The following is a 25,729-nucleotide window of genomic DNA, read 5'->3' as shown; positions in this document are numbered from 1 at the left end:
GGCGTGGGTGCCGCTTCGAGCGGCCACTTGCCGAGAGGCGCAAGATGGGCACCGACCCTTTTGAAGCCGCTGGAAACCTTTTCGGTGCCGGCGGCTTCGTCTTGCGCGGCAAGGGTCGGTCAGTGCCGGCCGGGGAGGTTGACCTCGTCGATCGTCTTGTCGGCACGAAGCCCTTTGTACGCGGGATGTCGTAGAGCGCCCCCGACATAAACCGGTGGACGGTAGGTATTCGATCCTTGCACTATTCCCGCCAATCCGGATGCTTGTTCATGCATCCCCGAATGCGTACACGCAGAACCTCCGCCGCGTACGACCTGGGCAAGGACAAGCTGTACGGGCACATCAAGACCGCGAAGAATCCCACGAAGTTCCTCAAGTTCTGCCGGTACCTGCGCACCCGGTATCCGGCCGAGGTCCGTGTTGCGATCGTGTGTGACAACTTCTCGCCGCATTTGACCACGACGAAGTGCCAACGGGTCGCTCGGTGGGCGGAGTCGAACGAGTTCGAGTTCGGGTACACCCTGACGAACAGTTCGTGGTTGAACCGGATTGAGGCGCAGTTCACGGCGGAGTGGCACTTCGCTCTCGACGGCACTTATCACGGTCGTCACCGGGGAAGTCGTCGATAATCGTCGTTACATCATCCCGCGCAACAAGCACGCCGAACTCGATGCTGCCATCGGCAGAAACTCGATAACACTGTTGTGAATCGCGGAAAACGGCGCACCCCGACACAGCAATCAGAGAAGCCGGAATATGCGGTACACGATGTTGCCCGCAGAGAGCTCGTTGACTGCGACGTGGACGCCGGCACTGAGCCACGAGTACCGATCATCGGACGTCTCGAATCGCGGGGTGGTGCGAATGTAACTCTCGCCAAACGGTATTCGCCCTCCGTCGGCGAGTGTCGCCCGGCCGCCATGCGGAAGACGTGAGACACCGCCCGCCGTGTAGTGGATGAGCACGCCGTCGTCGGTGCGGATCGTGCCCCGAACATCAAGGTGACTGACGCCGTTGCTGTCGATGAATACCCAATCGCCGCCGCCTGGCAGCAATTCGCCACGCAAGCGGGGACCGAGCAACTGACCGCCCTTCGTCACGTATGTCATCCGAGTGCCAATAGCAGTCCGAAAAACCTGCGGCGCTTCGAGTTCGACCGACATATCCACGACGTGCTCTACCGGCAAGCTGGCGAGCACAGCAGACTCCAACAGTGACGGCGGGTTGGTGATGCTGCCATTGCTCATTGTGCCGACCACATCGCCGCCCGCGCCTCAGCGGTATCAACGTAGGTGTCTTTGCGGGCGACGAGGCCATCGGATACTTCCACGACGTCAACGCATCTGAATCCCCGACGAGCCTGACCGGGTGGCTCAAAGCTCAGTGTCCAGTCCAGGACCCAGTGAGTGTCACCGAAGAGTAATCGGTGAGTATCGACGCCGAATTGCGGATAGATCTCGAAGACGTCGGAGAATGCAGTGCGCAGCGCTTCGCGTCCGCGAGCCGTCTGCGTTCGACCGTGGGACACGAACAGTGATTCCGGCGTATGCAGGGCAACGATCCCGTCTACGTCCCGCGCAATCCATGCAGCGCTGTAGCGCTCGGCAAGTTCTGCGAGATCTGTCCATTCCAGTTTCTGTGTCATGTGAAGCTCCTCGCTCGACGGATGGAAGTAGCGGCATCGCGCCGCAAGTATCACATACGATCGTACGTAAATCTACGTTCGAGCGTATAGGATGATAGAGTCGATCGTATGCTGATGCGGGATAAAGACGTTCGACGTCAAACCTTGATCCGCACCGCCATGCAATTGGCATCAGTCAATGGCCTCGATGGCGTCACGATCGGCCGTTTGGCAGCGGCATCGCACCTGAGTAAAAGCGCCGTTCAATCGATGGTTGGCAACAAAGAAGACCTGCAATTGCTGATCATCACCGCCGCCAGTGCCGTGTATACCGACTGCGTCTTCTCGGCTGCACAGGAGCATCCCGACGGGCTTCCCAGGTTGCGCGCAGGGATGCGGGCGTGGATTGATGACTACTTGCCGCACTTCGACGGTGGATGCATCTTCCTGGCAGCTGCCAGTGAACAGGACGGGCATCCCGGTCCGGTTCGGGACTCAATCGCGGAGGCCGTCGAACGTGGAGAGCAATGGCTGAGGCGCGAAGCGCGGCTAGCCGTTCGGCTCCACGAGTTACCGGCCGAGACCGATGTCGACCAACTCGTCTTCGAACTCCACGCAATCGTGATGCAGACCAATCATGATCTCCAACTCTTCCAGCGCGGCGACACACGCACACGGGCCCACACCGCGATCAGCCGCCTACTCGGCCCCGAGACTTCCTAGGCCGCGCACCCCGAACGAAAGCGGGTCAGTGACAAGGACCGTCCCACCACCCTTCTCCGACTGCTCCGCGCCGTTCAACTATTCGGTGTTACGCCTTTTTCGCTCCGCCTCAATCGGCAAAATCATCGGCCAGAGAACAAGCTTTCAGTGACACTTCAACTGCACGACTGCACACCCAGATTAAATGCAGACGCGATGATTCGGTTCCAGCACAAGCCAATCGGGATACCCAGGCTAGATCTTCTCAAAGGCGCTTCCGCGCCGAACTTGACCCCTGATGTTGTCCTGCGCTGCGAGGTAGGCGGCCCAACTGGTACTCGCGAACTGAGCCCACTTATGCGCCGTTTTAGCGGCGACACCGAAGAGATCGCTGACCACGACAGCGTCGAGATCGTTGACGTTCGCGATCATCGCCGTGTTCCGGGCAGCGAGGGTAGGTAGCCCGTGCTGTTTCAACTGACGCCATAAGGCTTGGGTACTGCGAGGTCGACTCGACGGCCTCCCCGGAAACAGGTAGGCAGGATGTCGACTGGTGCTGTTCCGAACATTGCTGGTTAATTTTCGGGGCAGTTTGTCGATGAGTACCGCCAGCGACGGCGGGACCATGACAGCATTCTCACCAATCGTCAGATAGACATCGGAATCCTCGCGGTGAAATTGGTCGGTGGTGAGTTCGACGATGCGAACGACGGGTAGTGCATAGAGCCTGATCAGCGCGCCGACAATGCGAACCTCGAGCGGCAGCGAGGCATCGGCGAGGCAGCGTCGAAGCTGCTCGGCATGAGCGCCGTCTTCACGATTCGGTGATGTTATTTCCGTTGCGGGACCACAACTTCGGCGGTTCGGTGCCAGTCGTGGCGATCGCTCGTTGCCCGCCCCATTTGCTCTCGAATGCCCCTAAATGCACTAGGCAGAGAGCATCTGCCGCTGGCCATGGCCTTCAAACCACCAGGCATAGTCGGAATCGACAACACTGCCGGAGATCAACACCACTTCCGATCACTAACGCATCGATGCGCCGCCCTCGCGCCTCCGGTAAAGGCGCGAGGGCATCCTGGGAAACCCTATTCAGGTCACCAGACAGAGCGTGGTGTGCCGTCTCTCCCGATCTCCTGGAGTGCGAGTACCAACGATGCCATCGCATCCGCGCCCAGTGTCATGCTCGCTGCGTTCCATCGGGAGAGGGCTGCATCGGTAGCCGCTTCGGTCACGTCGACACCCACGGAGGTAAGTCGTACGAGCTGCGAACGGCGGTCGTGCGGGTGCGGCTCCTTGTTCACGTACCCGGAGGTCACCAACTCGTCGACGATCACCGCCGCGGATTGTTTCGTGATGCCCAGGTAAGCGGCGATTTCGCTGACCGTGGCCCCATTACCGGCGACTCGCTGAAAGACCAGACCATGCGCCGGACGTAGCGTCGGATGCCCCTTCGCGACGACGGCAGCGTTGATCTGCTCGGCCAGAGCAGATGCGCTGCGCATCAGCAACATCAGCAGATCGGCGCGTGGTTCGTCCCTTGACATGTCGTCAGTCTACCTGTCCAATGAAGACAGTTAAACTGACGAAAGGAAGTCGACATGCCGATCCGAAAAAGCGGGGACCACTACACCCACCAAATGCACGGCGCACAATTTCACTCCTATGTAGCGCCCTCTCGCGGTAGTCGACAGCTGTGCGCCTGGCGCACGGAACTGGAGTCCGGTACTGAGGGAGCGCCGCACACGGTCTCGCATGAGGAGGTCTTTCTCGTGCTCCAGGGTTCGCCCGCGATCACTTTGGATGGCCAGCGAACCGAACTCTCTGTCGGAGATGTTGTGTTGGTTCCGGAGTCGGCGACGGTCCAGCTCGACAATCCGGGTGACAGCGCTGCCTCGCTGTGGGTGACGACATCGGTGGGCTTGACCGCAGTCACTGCCGACGGCGGAACCGTAACGCCTCCGTGGACGTGTTAAACACATTCGTGTCCAACAACTTCCGGAATATTTGCGTCAGCGGGACCGATCTGGCATTTCGAAAGGTGTACGACCGCCTGCGAGCTCGATACTCGAAACCCTGGGTCGGCCGTAACCCAAGCGGCATCGACGTCCACCCTCCCCCGCACTGCAACGTGACGCTGCCGGAGTGCGAAAAAGGAGGTTCGACCGCTAGCTTCTCATTACTTCTGGAAGAGCTCCTTGGCGACCTGCTCGATCGTGATGATGCTACCGAAAAGTTCCTCGCCGATAGCTTTTCGCAGATCGTCCTCGATGCCCGCAGCCAACTCGTCCGCCTCGTCGACGGTCCTGACTCCAAGAAGAGTCAGCCGTACCTCAACGAGTTTTTGGTGTATGGGAGAAGCTTGGCGATTGATGAGACCTTTACCCTCGAGGGTGGACAGCATGGTCGCAATCGATTGTGGTGTGCCCAAACCGGTTCGCGAAAGCTGCGCCGCCGAGCTTGGCTCGAGGTGTTTGACCGACAGGAGCGTGGAGTACTGCGGCACGGTGATGCCGAGCGGTTGGAGCGCCGCAGCCTTGGCGTCAATGAGCAGCCGCGCTATTTGCCTTACATGTGTGCCGATTCGGTCCTCAAGGACCTCGGACAGGTGACTGATGCCGTCGTTCTCCGCCACTGCCCCTCCTTCTTGTATGGGTTCTCTGTCTTCGCAGCATACTGCCTTAGGGCTCCCTTATGCCGCGGGGGCCAGTTCCGGCGTGACTTCCTCGGACAATCCGACGCGAACCTTTCGATGAAGCTCAGATCGGCATCACGCGTGTCTCCTGCCAATAGATCTATTGTTGCTATATCAACGGTATCGACTAGATGACAGAATACTGTTATCTTTCAGGCGTTGACGATGCTGAGGCATGGAGAAAGCAGGCTCGACGGAGCCGCTCGGTGACGAATCAGTGTTCCGCGGTATCGAGCAATCTCGGGTGCATACGGCATCCGATGATCTGAAACTGTTGTGGGATAGGAGTTTCGAGATGGGTGAATCGACTTCCGGTGATCTCTCGGTGAATACGGTGTATGAGAGCACCAAGAGAGAAGTTATTACGGACAAGGGTGTGCTGCGTTACCACGAGGCCGGCGAAGGACCGCCCCTCCTCCTGCTGCACGGCTCCGGCATCGGGGTCAGCGGGTGGCGTAACTACCGAGGAAACTTGGAAGCGTTTGCGGAACACTTCCACTGCTACATCCTCGAGTTCCCCGGATTCGGCATCAGTGACCCTGTCGACGGGCAGCCCATGATGACAGCAGCCGCATCGGTAGTCCGTTTCATGAAGGCCCTGAATATCGAATCGGCCGCAATTATCGGAAATTCCATGGGCGGCATCGTCGGCGCAAATGTGGCCATGACGCATCCGCATCTTGTTACCAAGCTCGTTACCATCGGCGGGGTCGGGTCAAACATCTTCAGCCAGAACCCAAGTGAGGGCACTCGACTGTTGCAAGAGTTTGCGGACGGCCCTAGCCGTGAAAAACTGGTTCGCTGGCTCAACTGCATGGTCTACGATCCCGCAGAAATCACTGAAGAGCGGATACACGAACGCTGGGAATCCGCCAGCGATCCGGAATCACACGAATCACTGTCTGCGATGTACGGCTCCAAAGCCATCGAGGAGCGGCAACATTCCATGACAAACTCAGATCTGCCACCGCACTGGTCGATGCTGCACAAGGTGAAATGCCCGACGCTGCTGACCTGGGGTCGGGACGACCGACAATGTCCACCCGATATGGCGATGATCCCGATGAGATACATCCCCAATGCCGAGTTGCACATATTCCCGAACTGCGGACACTGGGTGATGATCGAAGCCCAGGAGGCATTCGAGCGCATCGCATCCGAGTTCCTTCTCCGCTGATCGGCCGAATTATTGAGTCGCAGCCCTGTAGGCAACGGGTCTCGGCCGACCGTGTCGACAAACCATCGGTTGATGGACACGGTGGTTTCGATAGGACTCTCAATGATGGTGTCAAGCTGCGGTGAGGGTGCGTGGAGGGTGAATTCGCGGCCGTCTCGCAGCAGTGCCCACAGGACATCGACGAGGCGTCGGGCGAGTGCGAGGAGAGCTTGGGTGTGAACGAGCCGTTCACCGCGTTTGCGGTCGTAGAACCTTCGCGAGGGCCCTTCTTTGACACGCAGACTGCACATCGCGCTCATGAAGAAGACTCTGCGCAGGCGGCGATTGTAGCGTTTGGGCCGGTGCAGGTTGCCGCTGATTTCTCCGGAATCGTGAGGTACCGGCACCAGACCGGCGTAGGACGCCAATCGGCCGGCAGAAGCGAAGGATGTCAGATCGCTGCCGGTCGCGACTACGAATTCGGCGCCGAGCGATGGCCCCATGCCGGGCAGCGATTCGATGATCTTCGACCAGGGGTGGTTCCGGAACCGGGCGGTGATGACCTTGTCGGTGTCCTTGATCTCCCGGTCGAGGACGAGGAGATCTCCCGGTCGAGGACGAGGAGTTTGCGGGCGATCCGTTTGACCAGGTCAGCGGTGTCGGTTTCCCCGGGGACGGCGATGTGTTGTTGGTCGGCGGCCGCGAGGGCGGTGCGTGCGGTGCGCTCGATTCCCGCCGCCCACGCTTGATGAGCGGTCAGATGTGCTGTGATGCCCTTGATTCCGGCGTCGCGGATCTCGCTGGGGGGTGCACATTCCGGTCAGCAGGATCAGCGAGGTCCGGTTGGTGTAGTCGAACGCGGCTTCGAGGGTGGGGAAGATCGAGCCCAGCAGAGCGCGAAGCCGATTGATACCGCGGACCCATTCTTGGCCCAGGTCGGCGCGGTAAGCGGTCAGCTGCGTGAGGCCGACCACCAGCTCGTTCGGCATGGTGACCTGGTTCAGGTCTTGTCTGAGCCGGGCGGTTTCGGCGATCACGCGGGCGTCTTTGGCGTCGGTCTTTCCTTCCCCTCGGAAGCTGCGGGTCATGGTGTTGACGGTGCGCCCGGGTACGTAGGTCACCGGTTGTCCGGTACTGAGCAGCAGGGTGATCAGCAGCGAGGCGAGTGGGCTGGTCAGATCGATCGCCCACCGGATCGGCGCGCGGGTGTGGGCGGCTCGGTCGATCAGTGCTTCGATCGTGTGTTGGTCGTTGCGCACTTTCTGGCTCCAGAGGGCCTTTCCGGTGTCGTCGATCGCGCATGCGTGGTGCGAGGCCTTCCCGACATCGATCCCGATCCACACGGTGAGGTGATCATTCATCAACTCACTCCTGTCGTTGCAGGTGGGGCCCGTGGACGTCTCCGTCACCAGATCCCTAAACAGCGACCGTTCGCATCAGCTCTCTCTAATGGTTGTGGCTGGTCTGTGATTGGCTGGCAGGCTGGTGACGGCCCTGCTGGGTGTGACTCCGCAACTCTCTGCCCCGCGATAACGGTGGCTTGTGATTGATATGTCCATTCGGCAGGGCGGCATCGGGCCTGCCCGTTCCGATGGTTTGATAGAAGGTCGTCCGAGCATCACTATCGTGGATCTCGTGACTCGTTAGAGAGCTGCCTCGAAACGTTCCTTCCCAGGCCGATGCCGACACGGCATTCCCTGGTGAAAGGAGAAGTCACGGTGAGCATCGTGGCAGACGAATACGACCATGTCATCGGCGTGGATACCCACGCCAGAACACACACCTACGCAATCTTGGAGGCCGCGACCGGGCGTCTCATGGTGAGCGGAACCTTCCCCACCACGCCAGGTGGGATGAGTCGGGCGATCAGCTGGGTCCAGTGCCACGCGGGAGGCTCTGTCTTGGCCGCCGTCGAAGGCACTGGTTCCTACGGGGCGACGCTCACACGACGCCTTGCCCACGAGGGCATCGACGTCCGTGAGGTCAAACCGCCCCGGCGAAACGAACGACGCACTCGAGGAAAATCCGACGAACTCGATGCCATCGCTGCCGCTCGAACCGCGATCGCGTCACCACTGACGGAACTGGCGCAGCCACGTGCTGATGGTGCGCGGTCCGCGCTGCGTGTCCTGTTGGTCGCCAGGCAAGCACTCGATAGCCGGCGCACCGCCGACAAAAACACCCTGTTGGCGTTACTGCGCAGCTTTGACCTCGGCATCGATAGCCGCAAGGCGCTCACGATCACCACGACACGCCAGATCAACCAATGGCGCCCGCGACCGACAGATGACGACGCAACCGCGACAATTCGTGGCGAGGCCCGAAGGCTCGCCGACAGCGCCCTGTCCGCCATGGAACAGCTGAAAGCGAACGAAGCAGCTCTCACCCATCACGTTGAACTGCTCGCGCCCGGGCTGCAGAACACTCTCGGCGTCGGCCCCGTCACCGGGGCGATCATCCTGACCGCGTACTCACACCCCGGCAGGATTCGTTCCGAGGCAGCTTTCGCCAACATGGCCGGTGTTGCACCGTTGGAAGCCTCCAGCGGCAACACGATCCGGCATCGTCTCAGCCGTCGCGGCGACCGCCAACTCAACCGCGCCATCGACGTCATCGCCAGAACCCGTATGACCTGCGACCTCTCCACCCGCGCCTACATCGAACGGAGAACCAAGGAAGGCCGCACTCCACGCGAGATCCGCAGAAGCCTCAAGCGATACATCGCCCGCCAACTCTTCCGTCAACTCGGAGCCATCATGACTTGACACCAGCCCATAGAAGGATCAATCAGCGACCGGAGCGTCCAGAACGGTGAGGCAGCCAGTCCTATCGAGCTACGACAGCAACAAAACCCGATCAGCTACACCCCACCGCGCTGGGCATCCAGAGCGTCCACTCTGGACACCACCAACCTTAGGGAACATCCGATCAATCTCAGGACTCGATTGGTTCAGCCGTCAGATCGGGAATCACTGAAGGATGACGCCGGGGCGCTAAGTGTTGTGGGTATGGACGTTGCCACCTGTCGTCGACAGTTCGACGCTGGGTTCGGCCTGAAAGGCCTCCCACACAGTCGCGTCGAGTCGGTTCTCACGCCATGCGGGCCCCACTGGAGCCGGACGCTCAGCGCATTGGTGGCCGGAACCGATCAATGATCCGTTCTGGATCCACCGTCTCCGGCACCCGGCGCCGCAGCAGAGCGTCCAGTGCGAGTCCGTCCAGCGCCGCAACCAATTCGGTGGCGTCGACGGACGGCATGCCAAGTTCGATTAGCACGGCAACGAATCGATCCCGGCCGAGCACCAGTTCCGCTGCGAGGGCGGCGTCATGGAAGGACGCGATGATCAGTTCGTAGCGGGCCTGGGTTCGTGTCGATTCCGGACCTAGCCATCTCGCGATCTGCTGACGCGGCGTTTCACCTGGGCGAGGCAGGTCGCCGTCGAGCAAATGACGCACCATCTCCAGAACCAGTCCTTGTTGGTTCGCGAAATAGTGCCGTGCGCTGCCGTGGGGCACACCGGCTTCGTCCTCCACACCCCGCATCGACCAGCCCCGGAACCCCACCCGCCCGAGCAGTTCGAGTCCGGCGTCCAGAAGCGCTTCCCGCGTCGATTTCTCCACACAGAGAAGGTACCGTGCTAGTTTCTTCTCCGAGTGGAGAAATTCTCCGTTCGGAGAAACAGATCAATTCACGTTGATCCCGAGAGAGGAAAGCAATGGTCATCTTCTTCGACGCCCTATTCGCGCTCAGCATCGCCATGATCACCTGGTTCAGCGGGTACGTCGTCTATCGCTTGGTGTCCGACGAATCGGATCGACGATAAGCTTCCAAGTCACGAGCGCTTGATCACGCAAGTGCCGCAAAGGATCTCGACAGCCTGATCGTGACCGATGGCGCCGCCCCCGCGGCCGACGCGATCAGTGCCCGTCCCGGAAAGGCCTTAGCCGAAAGTCGACGGTGTGCACGCATCTGAATACTCGCGGGGCCTTCTCAAGCCTGTTGCGCAAGCAATGCTTCGAGGTTCGAGGTTCGTCAGTAGACGTGTGGATAACCTAGGAGTGGAACGGGCGACTGCGTCGAATGCTGTTGCGGGGAGCAGAATCTGGAGTGATGGCACATCCGGGTGGCGCCTGAATGCTCGACTCCTCTCTACACCATTTGCCCGGCAGCGCCTTTTCCCGTTTCGATTCGGTCGAGAGATACACCGATTACCCTTGCGTGAGAGAGTCATTCGACGGGCAATCAAATCCCCCGTTGGAGCGCGGTCAACCAAAGCCGGATCGGCTGCCGGAGGTCCGAGATACTGGCTTCGGACCCGGCGACGATTCCCGACATGGAGCGAGATCCGTGGAGACGATCGAACAGCAACCCTTCGAGCAGGCTGATGAAATTGCCAGCTGCACACGATGGGTCGGGCGCGCCGAGAGCCGTCATGAGCGCTTGCGCACCGGGTGCCGAGAACAAGCAACTCGCGAGCGCCTCGCGTAGCTCATCGTCATCAATTGTGCCCGTAGCGAGTGCGTAGCGGGCCAGTGCGTCACGCCGACGTGGCCCGAGCAGCAATTCGAGTTGTGTGGCGGTCAGATCGGTAGCCCAATCAATGTCGGGCGCCGTGTCACCCGTGTCGAATGCGTCGTGAAATGCCTGCCTGGACAAGCTCGTCAGGTGGATAATGGCGGCCGTGAGAAGCGCCTGCCTGGTTCGGTAGTAGTACGACGTCGAGCCGCGGGCGATGCCCAGGTGGTCGTCGATTCCGTAATGGGTGACTGCGTGGTTACCTCCGGCAGCGGCCAGGTCGAGTGCGGCCTCACAGATCGCGCCCCGGCGCGAAGGGCGCGATCGTGTTCGTGAGGTCTTGTCGCCGTCGCTCGTCGTCTTACTCATTCCTGCATCCTCTCGCGGTGTTTCTGTGTGTCCAGGCTGGGGCCTCGGTCTCATCGTTGACGGCCCCCTTCCGCGGCGGCACGTAAATCGCGAGGCCGGTATTCGACCACCATATCCTTGCCTCTATGTTTATAGAGTTATTGCGGTTGGGTTGGACATCGCCGAACGGGGAGTGGAGATTTCATGGAGGAACATCGTTATGACGTGGTCATCGTCGGTGCCGGCGGCGCCGGCATGCGTGCGGCCATCGAAGCAGGCCCCCGCGCCCGCACGGCCGTACTGACCAAGCTCTACCCCACCCGCAGCCACACCGGCGCGGCCCAGGGCGGCATGTGCGCCGCACTGGCGAACGTGGAGGAAGACAACTGGGAGTGGCACACCTTCGACACCGTCAAGGGCGGCGACTACCTCGCCGACCAGGACGCCGTCGAGATCATGTGCAAGGAAGCCATCGACGCGGTGCTCGACCTCGAGAAGATGGGTCTGCCGTTCAACCGCACACCCGAAGGCAAGATCGACCAGCGTCGATTCGGTGGCCACACCCGCGATCACGGCCAGGCGCTGGTCAAGAGAGCGTGTTACGCCGCCGACCGCACCGGCCACATGATTCTGCAGACTCTCTACCAGAACTGCGTCAAGCACGACGTCGAGTTCTTCAACGAGTTCTATGCACTCGACATCGCCATCACCGAGACCGAGGACGGCCCGGTAGCTACCGGCGTCATCGCCTACGAGCTCTCGACCGGCGAGCTGCACATCTTCCACGCCAAGTCGATCATCTTCGCAACCGGCGGCTCGGGACGCATGTACAAGACGACGTCCAACGCGCACACCCTCACCGGTGACGGCATGGGCATCATATTCCGCAAGGGCCTCCCCCTCGAGGACATGGAATTCCACCAGTTCCACCCGACAGGGTTGGCTGGTCTGGGCATCCTGATCTCGGAAGCCGTTCGTGGTGAAGGCGGCATTCTCCGTAATGCCGACGGTGAGCGCTTCATGGAGCGCTACGCCCCCACCATCAAGGACCTCGCTCCGCGTGACATCGTCGCGCGTTCGATGGTTCTCGAAGTCCTCGAAGGCCGCGGCGCCGGTCCCAACAAGGACTACGTCTACATCGACGTGACGCACATCCCCGAGGAAGTTCTCGACGAGAAGCTCCCCGACATCATGGAGTTCTCGCGCACCTACCTCGGCGTGGACCCCGTCAAGGAGCCGGTGCCCGTCTACCCGACGTGCCACTACGTCATGGGCGGTATCCCCACCAAGATCAACGGTGAGGTTCTGCGCAACAACACCGAGGTCGTCAAGGGCCTGTACGCCGCCGGCGAATGCGCCTGCGTCTCCGTCCACGGTGCAAACCGTCTCGGCACCAACTCGCTCCTCGACATCAACGTGTTCGGCCGTCGCGCCGGCATCGCTGCCGCCGAGTACGCGAACTCCACCGAGTTCGTCGACATGCCCGAAGCTCCGGCCACCATGGTCGAAGACTGGGTCGGCGTCATCCTGTCCGATCACGGCCACGAGCGCGTTGCGGACATCCGCACCGAACTCCAACAGTCGATGGACAACAACGCATCCGTGTTCCGTACCGAAGAGCGCCTCACCCAGGCCCTCGCGGACGTGCGTGCTCTCAAGGAGCGTTACAACCACATCACGGTTCAGGACAAGGGCAAGCGCTACAACAGCGACCTGCTCGAGGCCATCGAACTGGGCTTCCTGCTCGAAATGGCAGAGGTCACCGTCGTCGGTGCGCTCAACCGTAAGGAATCACGCGGCGGACACGCTCGTGAGGACTTCCCGGATCGCAACGATGCCGAGTACATGAAGCACACGATGGCATACAAGGAGGGCGACGGCCTGCTCTCCGACATCCGTCTGGACTACAAGCCGGTGGTACAGACCCGCTACGAGCCGATGGAGCGGAAGTACTAATCGCCGAATGCTGGTAAGCCGACATATCAGAACATGCCGAATGCCTGCGTCGCAGTTTGACGCGTGTTCGCTAAGTATTGCTGCGCGTCTTCGCGTTCTGAACTGGGTGCTTGCGTCGTGGACGGCGTCGGCGACGGGCTGATGTGTTCGCTGCCGAGTTGTGCGGACGCGAGCGCGAGTTCGTGGCCTATCAGCCTGTTCTCGGCAGTGAGTTCGGTGATCCGACCAGACCGATCACCACGCGATGTTGATCGGTCCGGGGGTCCACATGCCCGAACGCCGCACCGTCGCGGTATGCAGCTGTGCAGGCTCGGCGTTCGGGTCAATGCGCGAGTACTTCTCGAGGCTCCCCCAGTCGCGGTCCCAGTCGCCATCGAGGTAGGTCGGGAGGGTGCGCCCGGTGACCGTCAATTCGATCCACCCGAGAGGGCCGCCGCCAAAATGGTCCTGCCACAGACTCGTCATCACCGCGCCGGGACGGTCCGGAAGAATGCGGTACCCCGGAATCTGCGCCACACCGAGGCGATGGTTGAACGGCTGCTGGCACGGGAACTGCAGTGCCACTTCCCAATCGATCATGGTGGGTGTGCTCGAGCCGAGCAGGTCGTTGAGAGTGCGGGTCTGCGGAACACGCGGGGGTGTCACGGCGACCCACTGATCAGCCTGGGTGTCGCTGTCATCGACCGCGATCCGGACGGCGTTCGCCTCCGCCGGAAGCTGGTCGAGCGGCACCCGGAGGTTTCGCCAGGAGGTGGCGGGGCCGATGTCGATGGGCAGGGCATTGCCCAGGTTGTGGACGGTCCCATCACTGCCACGGACACCGTAGTCCAGTTGGATGCGGGCACCCGGGGTAGCGATGCCGTCGGTATTCACCGAATACACCTGACCCGCGACGGACATCGCGACAAGGTCACCACTGGTGGGCAGCGCGTACCAGTCCGAGGTCAGCGACGCCGGCCCGCTCGTTCCGTAGGTGCCGAGGACCGGCGTCGTTGCCGGGTTGAGCCCGAAAGGCAGGGCGACGGAGCTGCCGTTGATACCGGAGGCGCCCTGCCCACCGGCGGTACCGGCCGCGTTGCTGGACTTGGAGTCCGCGTTGTCGATCGAGTTCGCCATGCCCTCGGACGCGGACTCCTCGTCGGACGTCAGATCGGCGGCCACCCCGTTCGGGGTGAATCCGACGTTCTGTGCGCCGAGCGCGTCCGCCGGCCCGGTGGTGAAGGGTTGCAGCATGGAGGCGTTGGGGTCGGTCTCGACCAGTACGTCCTCAGCCAGTCCGCACGAGTGCCCGGCGAGGGCGCCGACGTTGGATTTCGCGAGCGAGAACGACGGGTACTGCGCGATGGCGCCCTTGGTCATCGAGAGCACGAAAAATAGGACCATGAGCGCGGCAGCGACCGTCAGCGGCGGAATAGACCACACTCGGCCCGCAGGCGCAGATCTGTCTTCGTGCGGTTCCCGGAAGAAGCACCACGCGGCCACGAGCAGCATCACCACAGTCAGGCCGAGCAGGAACGTGCCGGCACCGCGCCCGGCGATCATCACCGGCTTGTCCCACCACGGAATACCCCAGCTCGACACGTACCACCAGTTGTTGCTGCTGGTGAACGCCAAAGCGACGACGAAAAGCACGGCGGCAGCGAAGAATGCCCGATTGCGCCTCGACCGCAACACCAGCGGACCCACCGCGACCGCGGTCAGGACAGCGAGCGAACCGGCCAGGCCGGCAAACACCCCGAAGTGATGCGTCCACTTGGTGGGCGTGAACATCATCAGCGCCATCGCGGCGACGGTGATACCGACGATCCGGCGGGACGGACCCGACGCCGTTCCGGGGATCCGCCCGCCGCGGCGCAGCATCACCAGCAAGCTGGCGACGATCGAGAGCACCATCACGAACACCCCGAACCGTCGGGCGAGGGATCCGTCGGCGTTGATGACGAACAGCCACTCGTAGCGCTTGTACTCCTCGAACCACGCGTTCGTCGGCGGGATCACGTGCACGCGTTGCATCTCGAGGACCCCGGTGAGGGTCTGGTCTGCGAACGCCGCAACCAGGACAACCAGACCCGCGGCGACGATCGGCCCGAGAACCGCGAGATAGCCGACAGTCTTGGCGCGCGCCGAAACAATCTGCAGCACCGGGCGGGCGCCCGCGATGAGCGCACCGAAGCAGATGATCCCCGACGGCCCGACCGTCACCGTGAGCGCGGCGACCAGCACCGCCACGGCAGCAGGAAGAAGGCGCCGAGTCGCGATCGCGCGTTCCACCGAGCACCACGTCAGCAGCACACCGGCAGCGACCATCGGCTCCGGACGCAGACCGTTGTTGTACGGGAGCCAGAAAGCGAGGAACACCAGCCCGCCGGTCCACAGGGCAATGCGGTTCTTGCGGACCGCGACGCCGAGGCGCGGGGCCACCTCGCGGCTGATGACCAGCCAGCAGACGATGCCCGCGATCAGCGCTGGCAGCCGGATCCACGGACTGGCGGTCGATATTTTCGTCATCAGTGCAAGTAGGTCGTAGTACGGGGTACCGAACGGCGCTTCCGGGACGCCGAACCAGCGGAAGTAGTTGGACATGTAGCCGGACTCGAGCGATGACCGTGCCATCGTGAATTGGTAGCCGTCGTCGGAGGTGGTGGCGCCGATGAAGTGCCACAACACCAGCGTCCCGATCACTACCGTGTCGATCGGTGTGAACTTCCACCAGCGTGCCGGTAGGAACCGCCGTGCTCGCCGGCCGTCGAGCGCGTCGATCCGGTGCAATGCGAGGAGTGCGATCGCGGTCGCCAGGACGGCGACGATCATTGCGACGGTCTTCAGCAGTGAGGGTGTCGAGGAGAACCGGGTGTCGAGATCGGCGTGCACTGACAGGCCAGCTGGAACAGTGCCCTGGAGATCGGTGAAGACTCCCACCATCTGCGGACGGAAGTCCCCTGTGAGATTGGAGCCGTCGCTGCCGGCCACTGTCGTGGTGGTTTTTTCTGCGGTCGACGTCACGGTGACCGAGCCGGCGAGGTCGTCGACGGGGATCGAGAGGAGGTGTTGGTCGCGTTGAACGATCTCGAACTGTGCGGGCCCTCCGTCGGCGCCGGGGTTGACCCGGGCGACGAGGCCGTAGCGTGCCGCGTCCGCCGCACCGACCGGGGCGGTCGAGACCACGACACCGCCAACTGACGACAGTTGCTGCACCGCGGAAGCGGGGATCGACAGGTCGAGTTCGAGCGGCGCGTACGACACCAGCGGCGCATCGACACTGGTAAGCGAATCCGCCTGCGGCCAGGACAAACTCGCAGTCTCCTGCTGCACAGGCATGAACGGGATCGACACCGCCGCCAGGATCGCGAGCACCGATGCGACGACGGCAACAACCCGGACTCTGGTCACGTCCCGACGGGACACCGGGGTCACGGTCGGTCGGTCGGATTGTTTTCGGTCGTCCACGATGCTGTCGGTCACGACGTTCGATGCTAGACGAACCGACTGCAGAAAGGTTCCATATGGTCTCTTTTGTCGAGGCGGTGTGCGATGGTTTCTGCGGCGCGAACTCCCAGAGGAATCGCGGCTTGACCACTCATCCGGAACGAAAGATTGCTGATGGCGACCTACCTGCCCATACTTCTCCATTTCGCTGTTGACGTTGATAGGGAGCGGATCTCGTTTGCGCGACGGTAGAGACCACCAGCTTGCTGAACGCGGAATCCGCCTCTCGGACAGTCAAAACAGACAACTCAATCAGGCAGTGTCGACGAAGATTGAATCAGCGGTTACCCAGAGCCAGAGTCCGATACCTGTTCTACCGTAACCAGTTTCGGCACAAATCCGAACGCGCCCGAGCTTCTGTATCGCCGGTCAGGGACCGGACGACGTTCGCTGACGGCGACAAGGCACCCCACCAACGCCCGAGATCCGTCGAAATTGCTACCTCACTTCAACTCTTGTAGCTGAAGACCTGCTCCCAGGTTTCCTTGCTGGTGAGATGCGGTACCGCAGCGCGATACTCGTCCTTGAGCGCGGAGAACCGAGCCGTGAGCTCACGGCGCAGAGCGACGGATTCCTTGAGCAACGCGCGGGCCTGGATGTTGTCGCGCTTGCGATAGACCACCCCACCCCCATCGGCCGTCGTGACGGTGACCCCGTCGACCTGAGACAGCAGGAACCACCGTGCGTCGGCGGTGGGGACGTTGAGCCGCGGGCGATGGTGATGGCGTGCATTGGCCGGCCGTGTGTTGTGGACCAGGCCTCGCACCAATCGTGTGGCGATGCCAATCTTGCCGAGGGGCATCGTCACGGCACCAATGTCCTCGTACGAAGGTGCCGGTAGCGCCGTCGACGACCCCACGACAACCGCGTCGGGGTACTGCTTGCGCAATGCGTTGACGGTCGGCAGCGCCGTGGGCAGGATGTCGAGGACATGTTCCGGACCTGCCAGAAAGTCGCGGATGGCCAGATTTTGAATCGCGACTGTCGAGTACTCGAGGCACAGCAGGTGCTTTATCGTCGCCTTCATCGAATCGATCACCAAGCTGCGGCCGTTGCCAGGCATGTACAGCGCAGCGACCACCAACCGGTTGCGCAGATGGAAGTACGCCTGCCAGTCGATAGCGTCGTCCTTGCCGCTCCACGCCATGTGCCAGATCGCGGCGCCGGGCAGTGTGACGGTGGGATATCCCGCCCGCCGCGCACGCAGTCCGTATTCGACGTCGTCCCACTTGATGAACAACGGCAGTGGTTGCCCGAGTTCCTCGGCGACCTGCCGGGGGATCATGCACATCCACCAGCCGTTGAAGTCGACGTCGACGCGGCGGTGCAAGTGCTTACTCGTGCGCAGCGGTTTGACGGAGAAGTCGTGGTCGTACTCGACGGTCGGCGACGCCGCGGTCCACATGAAGACATCGCGGTTGACCCGCTCACCCATCACGTGCAGATGGCTGCGTTCCTGGAGATTGAGCATTTGACCGCCGACGAGCGTGGGTACCCGCGCAAATCGGGACATTGCCAATGCCCGCAGAATTGAGTCGGGCTCGATCTCGATGTCGTCGTCCATGAACAGGATCTGTTGGCAGTCGGTGTTCGTCAGCGCTTCGTACATGATGCGGCTGTATCCGCCGGAGCCACCGAGATTGGCCTGATCGTGCACGACGAGTCGGTCACCGATGGCCGCGGCCACCTCATCGAAGCCCGGTTCGTCGCGGACCTTGCGGGTGCCTTGATCGGGAATGATGACGTTCTTGACGACATCCATGACCAGCGGATCCGAGCTCAGCGCGACAAGGGCTTTCACGCAGTCGGTGGGGCGGTTGAACGTCGGAATCCCTACGGCCACGCTCGCTTCGCCGGGCGCTTCGACGGGCGCGTACCAACCGGCGTTCTCGATGACGACGTCCGTGTCGGAGGTGACGTCGAACCAGAGCCACCCGCCGTCCTCGAACGGGGTGAGTTCCATCGAGAACTCCTCCGTCGCGGCGTGAATCTCGCGTCCCTCGATGTGGATGCGTGAGCCGTCGGCTTTGGAGCGGTAGATGTCGATACGGCAGTGACCCGAGACGGCAATACGGAGAACGACCGCAGTCAGGATGCTGTAGCGGCGCCAGTAACTCGCCGGGAACGCGTTGAAGTACGAGCAGAACGATACTTCTGACTCGGCGCCGATTGCGAGTGAGGTGCGGGAAAGCGGATGGGCCCGATGAGTATTGGACGTCGATTCCTCGAGATACAACGTCCGCACGTCGAGGGGCTCGCCGGCGCGGGGAAGCAGAATGCGCTGCAGGAGTGAAATTCCCAACCGGCGGGGTGTCACCTTCTCGGTGGGGGTGTCCAGAAGATGCCTGGCACTCATGGGTCATCCTTCTACTCAGGCGGCGCGCCGATCGGAGCGCCGGTCTCGAAGTGCGGGCGGAGCGTGTTGTCGAACAGATTGCAGGTGCGCTCGTCGTTTCACGTGTAGGGAGAAACGTAAGTCACGCGTGTCGCCGCGGTTCAGGACTGGAGCAAGCGCCGACCCCCACCATGGCCAGAAAACTGACGGCGAGGATCTTCGATCTCGATACTCGAAACCGCACGCCATTTCCCGCCCAGTGCCATCATCCGACCGTCGCTCCCCCGCCGTTGGAACCAGGAAACCGGTCCTCTACCGCGAGTGTGCCAGGTACGAAGGACGATCACGTCCGAAGACGTGGTGTGTGAGGACGGACACTCCCACCGAACTATTCGCACGGCACCGCAGATCCATGACGATCACGAACGAGGACAGCGACATCTAAGGTTTCCCCATGCCACGACTGATTCACCTCAACGGACCATCCGGCATCGGAAAATCGACGATCGCCCAGATGTACGCCGAGCGCCATCCCGGAGTACTCAACCTCGACACCGACCATGTCGTCAGCCTCATCGGCGGTTGGCAAGAAAACTTCTGGACCGCGTTGGTCGCTGCACGACAACTCGCCATCAGCATGGCGCAAACACATCTCCAGACCGGTCACGACGTCGTCATGCCGCAATTGGTGACCTCGTACGAAGAAATCGAAGGCTTCGAAACAGCTTCGAGCAACAGCGACTCCCACTATCTGGAGTTCGCGTTGACGGCCGGCAAACACCAGGCTCTTGCTCGATTCGCCGAACGAAGCACTCACGCGAATTCGCCCCGCCAACGCCAACTCGACCAGGTGATCGCACAAAACGGCGGACCGATTCTCGTGGCACGAATCCACGACCATCTCACCGAATACCTACAGACCCGACCCCACTGCCGCGTTCTGGATGCCGGTGGGCACGACCCCGAGCGACCCTACGACTCACTCGACGCACTACTGGCAGCCCCATAGCTGCTACCGGGCATGAGAGTGTTGACCTCGATCCCGAGCTAACGCACTTCAAGCTTGTCGACATTGGCGAGTACGTCTCTGTGCCAGGCAATTTCGGTTCGGATGCGCATCTTGGCGTGAGAGACGATGAGATCGTCGGCGACGCTCTGATCGGGCCAACGGCGATCGAGTTGATGATCGAACTGCAGCTCGCGAGCAGCGAGGATCGCGATACGGTCCTCGATGTAGCCGCGCAGCACATCGCGATCGAGATCCGCACTCACTGCCAGAGCGAGGTCGACAGGGTCCGGTTTGAGTTCGAACTCGGTGAATGCCTCATCGCGCAGCGCCCGAAGTTCCCTCGCCCCTTCTTCCGTGATCTCGTACACAGTTCTCGCAGGCAGCGCCCCGTCCTGCTCGGTCCGCAGCGGTCTGATCAACCCCTCGCCTTCGAGTCGATGCAAAGCGCCGTAGAGCGATCCGGGTTTAACCTGCGACCACAGTTCCGCCCGATCCACACGGGCATCGCGGCGAAGCTGGTGACCGTGCATGGGTCCGCGTTTCGAGAGGGCGCCGAGGACGAACAACCGCGTGGGATTCATACCCACAGTTCTACCCGAGTACTCGCATTTGAGTACTCTCTTTCGTATGTCTATTCGACCGATACTCATAGCCGGCGACCCCCGACTGACCACACCAGCGGTCACGGTCACCGTGTTCGACAGCGAACTCGCGGCGTTCGTCGATGATCTGTACGAGACGAACACTGCCGCTAACGGGGCCGGACTGGCGGCTAATCAAGTCGGAGACCCGCGATCGGTTTTCGTCTACGACCTGATCGACGACGGCCAACAACATCGGGGCCACGTCGTCAATCCGATACTGGAGACATCAGAGCTACCGGAGACGATGCCCGATCTCGACGATCTGGAAGGGTGCCTTTCCGTTCCCGGCGAGCATTACCCGACGGGGCGAGCTGAGTGGGCGCGGGTCACGGGTGTGGATATCGACAATCGCCCCATCTCGGTCGAAGGGACCGGTTATCTGGCTCGCTGTCTGCAACACGAAACCGATCACCTGGCAGGTCATCTCTATCTCGACCGGCTGATCGGGCGTAATCGGCGTGCGGCCCGCAAGATGCTCAAACAGCGTCAATGGACTGAACCCGAAAATATCTGGGTTCCGGGGTCGGATCGTGATCCCTTCGGTTGGTGAGGAACGGTCCACACCAACACTCCACTATCGATAAAGGAGCACAGACAACTCGTCAAGCAGTGCAAAGACTGTCAGGCTTCACCTCTTCATTCTGTCCATTATTCGGGCGAAAGCGCAGCAGCGACAGCGTCCCTCGCCTGCTCGACCCCGGCTTGAGCAACAAGTAATTCAGCAACGACGGCAAGGCGTCCAAGCCTCCGCGATGGGACTCCTGTACTCCGCGCTGCTGAACATTCCCATCAATGAATTCCTGCCGTACGTCACAGTCGGGCTGATCGTCTGGCACCTGATCAGCGCGAGCATTCTCGAAGGCTCAGAGGTCTTCATCGCCAATGAAGGACTAATCAAACAGCTTCCCTCAGCTCTGAGCGTGCATATCTATCGCATGGTGTGGCGGCAGATCCTGTTCTTCGCGCACAACCTCGTGATCTACGTGATCATGGTCTTCGCCTTCGGTATCTGGCACAACCTGAGCTGGACCGCTGTAGCTGCGATCCCAGCATTCGTCCTGATCGTTCTCAACGCCTTGTGGGTGTCGATCGTGTTCGGCATCTTCTCCACCCGGTACCGCGACATCGCCCCGATCCTCGGCAGCATGACGCTGCTGCTGTTCGTACTGACACCCATCACATGGACGATGGAGGCACTCACGGACAAGAGCGGGCAATCTACGGAGCGCGTGAAGCTCGCCGAACTCAACCCGCTCTACCACTACCTCGAGATCATCCGAGCACCTCTTCTCGGAACGGACCAACAGGCATATCACTGGTACATCGTCATCACCATCACCGTCGTCGGCTGGGCTGTCGCGGTCCTGGCGCTGCGTAAGTACCGATCTCGTGTGCCCTACTGGGTCTAGAGAAAAGACGGACTTCTAGTTCACTGAACGAAGCCGTCACGTGGTCCTGAATCCGATTGCCCCTAAATCAGATTGGCATCGCTAACTGCCATCAGAGCCGCGTCGCCAGGTGCCCGACGATGTGAAATACGTCGGTTCAGGGATGTTCGGATCGGCGATATCTCGTCAATGGTGCAGTCGAGCAGCAGTTTGATTTCAGCGTCATGCTTGCGGTACCTGCGGTCAGCAGTAGCCTACAACTCCCGCGTCGGCGCGGTGCCTACGAACACGTCGATGCCGTCGCCGTCGCCGCTGATGGTGGCCGCTAGGTATCCGTAGTCGACTGGATACATGAAGTGCGGGATTCGCGGGTGGGCTATACCTTTCAGGCGGTCGATGACGATGTTGGAGGTTCGCGCCATTCCGGGCGCTTCAGTCGCGACTGGCAGCCGAGCCGAACAACAGCCCGTCGATATATGTCGTGTGGGTACGACTACTTCGATACCGTGAAGTAGTCGGCCGGAGCAAGGGCGTTGAGCGCAATCCACCGCTGCGGCAATGCCGCGGTGGATACGCGATTGCTACCCGATGAGACGTGGAAGAAGTCCTGGATATCGAGCGCAATTCGAGGATCGTCATCGACATGTCGTGCCATTTCGTAATAGACGGCCAGCACGTGGATACAACGCCCAGTGCCATCCGAGCAGGAGCAGCCGACGCCTGCGAGTATCGGTGCGGGCGGGTGGCCCGCCTCGGTGATGGCGCGGTGCACCTCATCGGTGAGGATGGTCTGAGCACCGTACAACTGGCCGGTGATCCCCCCGATCGTCTCCCGGGGCATCGGCGCCACCTCGATGCAGGCCACCGATGTGTTGCGGCCACGCTGGACAACGCCGCGCACGATACGGCCATCGATCGTCACCTGCACTCCTCCAACGCGCGCCAGCTTGCGGGCGCGCGGCAACCGCGGATCGGGTCTGGTCTGGCGTAACGGCTGGGCGAGCCGAACCCAGTCCCACCCCCACGCTGTGTAACCAAAGTCGTCGTCCGCCATATCAACTGGCTCGCTTCCGGCGCAGGGTCGCAATGAGGCTGTCGTCATCTAATCGGGCCAATTCGGCGACACCGGACATATCAGCGATATCGGATAGCGCGGATTTGCGCGAATGCATGGCCGCGATGTGCTCCTCAACGGTGGTATTGCTGGTCAAGGTGGTGACGGTCACGGTGCGAGTTTGACCGATCCGATGGACTCGATCGGAGGCCTGCGCTTCGCCGATGTCGATGTTCTCGCCGACCCGGAAAGCCGAAACAGTCACCAAATGGCTCACCGAACATCCGGGGACGCAGGTAATCTGCCGCGACCGCGCCGGCGCGTATGCCGAAGCCGCCCGTGTCGGAGCACCGGAAGCGATCGAAGTCGCAGACCGCTGGCACCTATGACACAACCTCGCCGAAGCAGTGGAGAAAACCGTTGCAGCCCATCACCATTGCCTGAAAAAGGAGCCTGATACAGAGCCTGAACCTTCGATCGAACGCACCGCGTCGGAGCAACTGAGGATGGTCGTCGAACAGGTACACGCCACCCGTCCGGAGAGTTCGATAGTCGCCGCTCGCACGAAGAATCGCTTCGAGGCGGTCACAAATCTCAAGAACGAAGGCATAGGAATCGATGCGATCGCCCGCCAGCTCGGGCTGGCACGGGAGACTGTCCGCCGTTTCTACTGCGCAAGCAGTGTCGACGAGTTGCTGGGAGCACCACGAGCGGGCCGGCCCACCTTATTGGACGAGTTCGCCGAGTACTTACAAGAACGGTTCAACAACGGACACACCTCCACTGCTGCGCTTTACGAAGAACTTCGAACACGGGGATATCGAGGCAGCTACGGAACGGTCCGCGAATACTTGAGGCCTCTGTGCACCATCGGCGCCGCGCCGGCCAGGAGACAGTTTCCGAAGGTCCGGCGAATCACCTCGTGGATGTTGCGTCACCGAAGGTAACCTCACCGACGACGAGCAGATCGGACTCAAGCAGGTCCTCGCCAGCTGTCGACATCTCGAGGCAACTGCAGGACATGTCACATCGTTCGCGGAGATTCTCACAGAACGCCTTGGTGCACAATAAAACTGGTGGATGTCAGCCGTCGCAGCAGATGACCTTCCGCACGTACATCGCTTCGTCCGAGGCCTCGACACCGACCACACAGCCATCCGAAACGGGCTGACGCTGCCCTACAGTTCCGGTGCCGTGGAAGGACACGTGAACCGAATCGAGATGCTCACACGGCAGATGTACGGACGTGCTGGATTTGACCTGCTCCGAAACGAATACTTCTCGGCGATTGAAGCATTCAGAATTGATCACGGAAAGTGGGCCAGAACCAGGTTTCGACCGTCGTTCACGTTGAAGAATAAAGTCACCCTGTTCCCGGGTGTGACCCTGTCGTTAACTGGCCTCGTTGCCTTGGATCTGATCTGTCCACCCGGGCATGGTTCCGCGAACCGGCCAGGGCTGGCATGACCGTATAGCGCCTCTGTGTGTCAAGTAGCAGTCACCGGTGCATGTAGGTTGTCCCGGATGATGTGGCGGTAAATGACGTTCGCCAGCCGCCGTTTGAGCGCTCGACGTGCCTCAGCAGGAGTTTTTCCCTGCGCAATCTTCTTCTCGTAGTAAATTTTTCCGAGGCCAGGATCTCGGCTCTGACAGACGGCGACGGTGTGCAGTACCGAGTTCAGTTGACGATTCCCGCCGGTGTTGAGTCGATGCCGAACAGCCTCCCCGCTCGACGCCGCCAACGGCGAAGTCCCTGTGTAACTGGCGAAGTGATCCGCTGACGGAAACCGACTGATATCACCGACATGGCCGAGCAGTTTCGCCGTCAGAACGGTACTGATCCCGTGTACCTGCGGCAGAGTGGTAGTGGTCGCGGCGACCGCATCACGCATCTGCGCTTCGTTGCCCTTGATGTTGGAATCCATCCGGCGCAGATCGGCCAGAAGCTCCTTCGCCAGGTCCCGCCGGCATGCATCGGTTGCCGTGACCGGTCTGACTCGTCGCAGAGCGGCAGCTGCTTGTGCAGCGTTCAGCCCGGTCGGCACACCACCGGCAATGAGTTCCCGAAGGAGCTGGTGTAGACGGTTCAGTACACGCGTCCGTTCCCGGACAAGGTCGTCTCGGCGTTCACTGAGCAGCCGTAGAATAGTCGACTGATCCTCGTACCGAACTTCATGCAATCCCTTGTGGCGCAATGCGGTCAATGCGACAGTGCGTGCATCGTCCGTATCTGTCTTGCGTCCTCCTCCGGTATCGAGCACGCGCACGCGCATGGCGAGGGTGGACGGTACGTCGACGACATGTTCAGCGTCGGCGAGCAGTATTTGCGCGATACCGCGCCCCAATCCTTTGGCGCCTTCGACGGCGAAGCGCCGCTCGGCCCATCTGTGTGACCATTTCCGTAGTTGCGTGGCAGTGCCGGAATTGACGGCGAACCTGCGGCGGGCCACGCTCTCGCCGCTGTTGTCGACGGCGACGGCTGTTAGTGATGCTTTGTGTGGGTCGATTCCGATGATGATCAATTCGGATGCTCCTGTTGTCCGGGTGCGGTTTCGGTGTGCACCTGCGGTGGGCATCCTGACTTGAAGTTGGTCGTTTCACGCCTCTGTCGAACCACACCGTAGGCCGGTGTCGGTCGGCAGGGCACGCTATGAGTGAGCCAACCATCTGATTGTGGCGGCAAGGAGCTTGCGAGCCTGCGCCGACCGACACCGTGGACTTTACGAGACTGCAGATCCCGGTTGTCCTGGTTCCATTGAACAAGTCAGGAGCTTGGGTAGAAGCCCCATCAACGTTTTGTCTGCCCTTCCTGACCGGCG

At 61.3% G+C, this 25,729-nt stretch carries 24 protein-coding genes and 3 pseudogenes; 11 read left to right on the top strand and 16 right to left on the bottom strand.

Going from position 1 to position 25,729, the window contains the following annotated elements:
- Positions 1–119: 119 nt before the first annotated feature.
- A complete protein-coding gene (locus QM600_RS09365; protein WP_283261181.1) occupies positions 120–275 on the bottom strand; it encodes a hypothetical protein in 156 nt (51 codons plus the stop codon).
- Positions 276–281: 6 nt separating this feature from the next.
- On the opposite strand from QM600_RS09365, the gene QM600_RS09360 reads away from it, so the two are divergent.
- The gene (locus QM600_RS09360) at positions 282–629 is read left to right on the top strand and encodes a hypothetical protein (protein WP_283261180.1); all 348 of its coding nucleotides are present in this window, start codon (positions 282–284) and stop codon (positions 627–629) included.
- A gap of 111 nt (positions 630–740) precedes the next feature.
- Here the strand turns inward: QM600_RS09360 and QM600_RS09355 are convergent, their stop codons facing one another.
- Entirely contained in the window at positions 741–1,247 is a 507-nt protein-coding gene (locus QM600_RS09355) for a DUF3237 domain-containing protein (RefSeq protein ID WP_283261179.1), read from the bottom strand.
- Positions 1,244–1,645, bottom strand: coding sequence for a nuclear transport factor 2 family protein (locus QM600_RS09350; RefSeq protein ID WP_283261178.1), 402 nt, complete (start codon positions 1,643–1,645; stop codon positions 1,244–1,246). Before QM600_RS09350 ends, QM600_RS09355 begins: the two co-directional genes overlap by 4 nt.
- A 108-nt stretch (positions 1,646–1,753) precedes the next feature.
- Between QM600_RS09350 and QM600_RS09345 the strand changes: the two genes are divergently transcribed.
- The gene (locus QM600_RS09345; RefSeq protein ID WP_283261177.1) at positions 1,754–2,347 is read left to right on the top strand and encodes a TetR/AcrR family transcriptional regulator; all 594 of its coding nucleotides are present in this window, start codon (positions 1,754–1,756) and stop codon (positions 2,345–2,347) included.
- A gap of 234 nt (positions 2,348–2,581) precedes the next feature.
- On the opposite strand, the gene QM600_RS09340 is transcribed toward QM600_RS09345, so the two are convergent.
- Together QM600_RS09340 and QM600_RS09335 are read right to left on the bottom strand one after the other, a co-directional pair.
- Entirely contained in the window at positions 2,582–2,953 is a 372-nt protein-coding gene (locus tag QM600_RS09340; protein WP_283261176.1) for a hypothetical protein, read from the bottom strand.
- A 467-nt stretch (positions 2,954–3,420) separates the two neighbouring features.
- Positions 3,421–3,870 carry a MarR family winged helix-turn-helix transcriptional regulator gene (locus QM600_RS09335; RefSeq protein ID WP_283261175.1) on the bottom strand — a complete coding sequence of 150 codons (450 nt, stop codon included), beginning with the start codon at positions 3,868–3,870 and terminating at the stop codon, positions 3,421–3,423.
- A 54-nt stretch (positions 3,871–3,924) separates the two neighbouring features.
- Here QM600_RS09335 and QM600_RS09330 point away from each other — a divergent pair, with 54 nt between their 5' ends.
- The gene (locus QM600_RS09330; RefSeq protein WP_283261174.1) at positions 3,925–4,299 is read left to right on the top strand and encodes a cupin domain-containing protein; all 375 of its coding nucleotides are present in this window, start codon (positions 3,925–3,927) and stop codon (positions 4,297–4,299) included.
- A 203-nt stretch (positions 4,300–4,502) separates the two neighbouring features.
- Here QM600_RS09330 and QM600_RS09325 read toward each other — a convergent pair whose 3' ends face one another.
- Positions 4,503–4,958 carry a MarR family winged helix-turn-helix transcriptional regulator gene (locus QM600_RS09325; RefSeq protein WP_283261173.1) on the bottom strand — a complete coding sequence of 152 codons (456 nt, stop codon included), beginning with the start codon at positions 4,956–4,958 and terminating at the stop codon, positions 4,503–4,505.
- A 385-nt stretch (positions 4,959–5,343) separates the two neighbouring features.
- On the opposite strand from QM600_RS09325, the gene QM600_RS09320 reads away from it, so the two are divergent.
- On the top strand, positions 5,344–6,195 hold the full coding sequence (locus QM600_RS09320; RefSeq protein ID WP_283261207.1) for an alpha/beta fold hydrolase: 852 nt from the start codon (positions 5,344–5,346) through the stop codon (positions 6,193–6,195).
- A gap of 122 nt (positions 6,196–6,317) precedes the next feature.
- Here QM600_RS09320 and QM600_RS09315 read toward each other — a convergent pair.
- Positions 6,318–7,535: pseudogene (locus tag QM600_RS09315) on the bottom strand (IS110 family RNA-guided transposase); the annotation flags it as partial.
- Between the two features lie 357 nt (positions 7,536–7,892).
- On the opposite strand from QM600_RS09315, the gene QM600_RS09310 reads away from it, so the two are divergent.
- Complete coding sequence (locus tag QM600_RS09310) at positions 7,893–8,939, top strand: IS110 family RNA-guided transposase (RefSeq protein ID WP_283261172.1); 1,047 nt, start codon at positions 7,893–7,895, stop codon at positions 8,937–8,939.
- 358 nt (positions 8,940–9,297) lie between these two features.
- Here the strand turns inward: QM600_RS09310 and QM600_RS09305 are convergent, their stop codons facing one another.
- Both QM600_RS09305 and QM600_RS09300 read right to left on the bottom strand, forming a co-directional pair.
- On the bottom strand, positions 9,298–9,795 hold the full coding sequence (locus QM600_RS09305; RefSeq protein WP_283261171.1) for a TetR/AcrR family transcriptional regulator: 498 nt from the start codon (positions 9,793–9,795) through the stop codon (positions 9,298–9,300).
- A gap of 622 nt (positions 9,796–10,417) precedes the next feature.
- Positions 10,418–11,059 carry a TetR/AcrR family transcriptional regulator gene (locus tag QM600_RS09300; RefSeq protein WP_283261170.1) on the bottom strand — a complete coding sequence of 214 codons (642 nt, stop codon included), beginning with the start codon at positions 11,057–11,059 and terminating at the stop codon, positions 10,418–10,420.
- A 183-nt stretch (positions 11,060–11,242) separates the two neighbouring features.
- Here QM600_RS09300 and sdhA point away from each other — a divergent pair, with 183 nt between their 5' ends.
- The gene (sdhA, locus tag QM600_RS09295; protein ID WP_283261169.1) at positions 11,243–12,994 is read left to right on the top strand and encodes a succinate dehydrogenase flavoprotein subunit; all 1,752 of its coding nucleotides are present in this window, start codon (positions 11,243–11,245) and stop codon (positions 12,992–12,994) included.
- 234 nt (positions 12,995–13,228) lie between these two features.
- Here sdhA and QM600_RS09290 read toward each other — a convergent pair whose 3' ends face one another.
- Entirely contained in the window at positions 13,229–16,456 is a 3,228-nt protein-coding gene (locus tag QM600_RS09290; RefSeq protein WP_502942921.1) for an arabinosyltransferase domain-containing protein, read from the bottom strand.
- 472 nt (positions 16,457–16,928) lie between these two features.
- Positions 16,929–18,836, bottom strand: coding sequence for a glycosyltransferase (locus tag QM600_RS09285; RefSeq protein ID WP_283261168.1), 1,908 nt, complete (start codon positions 18,834–18,836; stop codon positions 16,929–16,931).
- 433 nt (positions 18,837–19,269) lie between these two features.
- On the opposite strand from QM600_RS09285, the gene QM600_RS09280 reads away from it, so the two are divergent.
- A complete protein-coding gene (locus QM600_RS09280) occupies positions 19,270–19,824 on the top strand; it encodes a P-loop nucleotide/nucleoside kinase family protein (RefSeq protein WP_283261167.1) in 555 nt (184 codons plus the stop codon).
- 38 nt (positions 19,825–19,862) lie between these two features.
- On the opposite strand, the gene QM600_RS09275 is transcribed toward QM600_RS09280, so the two are convergent.
- The gene (locus QM600_RS09275) at positions 19,863–20,405 is read right to left on the bottom strand and encodes a PadR family transcriptional regulator (RefSeq protein WP_283261166.1); all 543 of its coding nucleotides are present in this window, start codon (positions 20,403–20,405) and stop codon (positions 19,863–19,865) included.
- Between the two features lie 46 nt (positions 20,406–20,451).
- On the opposite strand from QM600_RS09275, the gene QM600_RS09270 reads away from it, so the two are divergent.
- Entirely contained in the window at positions 20,452–21,018 is a 567-nt protein-coding gene (locus QM600_RS09270) for a peptide deformylase (RefSeq protein ID WP_283261165.1), read from the top strand.
- 184 nt (positions 21,019–21,202) lie between these two features.
- A pseudogene (locus tag QM600_RS09265) lies at positions 21,203–21,877 on the top strand (ABC transporter permease); the annotation flags it as partial.
- Positions 21,878–22,110: 233 nt separating this feature from the next.
- Here the strand turns inward: QM600_RS09265 and QM600_RS09260 are convergent.
- The 3 genes and pseudogenes from QM600_RS09260 to QM600_RS09250 all read right to left on the bottom strand — a co-directional run.
- Positions 22,111–22,278 carry an inorganic diphosphatase gene (locus QM600_RS09260; RefSeq protein ID WP_283261164.1) on the bottom strand — a complete coding sequence of 56 codons (168 nt, stop codon included), beginning with the start codon at positions 22,276–22,278 and terminating at the stop codon, positions 22,111–22,113.
- A gap of 71 nt (positions 22,279–22,349) precedes the next feature.
- On the bottom strand, positions 22,350–22,778 hold the full coding sequence (locus tag QM600_RS09255) for a hypothetical protein (RefSeq protein ID WP_283261163.1): 429 nt from the start codon (positions 22,776–22,778) through the stop codon (positions 22,350–22,352).
- Positions 22,779–22,911: 133 nt separating this feature from the next.
- A pseudogene (locus tag QM600_RS09250) lies at positions 22,912–23,130 on the bottom strand (DEAD/DEAH box helicase); the annotation flags it as partial.
- Between the two features lie 4 nt (positions 23,131–23,134).
- Between QM600_RS09250 and QM600_RS09245 the strand changes: the two are divergent.
- Positions 23,135–23,299 (top strand): transposase, encoded by a 165-nt coding sequence (locus QM600_RS09245; protein WP_349307247.1) that lies wholly within the window; start codon positions 23,135–23,137, stop codon positions 23,297–23,299.
- Positions 23,300–23,416: 117 nt separating this feature from the next.
- Entirely contained in the window at positions 23,417–23,857 is a 441-nt protein-coding gene (locus QM600_RS09240) for a hypothetical protein (RefSeq protein WP_283261161.1), read from the top strand.
- Between the two features lie 540 nt (positions 23,858–24,397).
- On the opposite strand, the gene QM600_RS09230 is transcribed toward QM600_RS09240, so the two are convergent.
- Positions 24,398–25,432 carry an IS110 family RNA-guided transposase gene (locus QM600_RS09230; protein ID WP_283261160.1) on the bottom strand — a complete coding sequence of 345 codons (1,035 nt, stop codon included), beginning with the start codon at positions 25,430–25,432 and terminating at the stop codon, positions 24,398–24,400.
- Positions 25,433–25,729 lie beyond the last annotated feature (297 nt).

The organism is Rhodococcus sp. IEGM 1379 (assembly GCF_030056815.1).
Lineage (GTDB): Bacteria > Actinomycetota > Actinomycetes > Mycobacteriales > Mycobacteriaceae > Rhodococcus_F.
The sequence above is the reverse complement of the archived record's forward strand: the minus strand, read 5'-3'. Positions and strand labels throughout refer to the sequence as shown.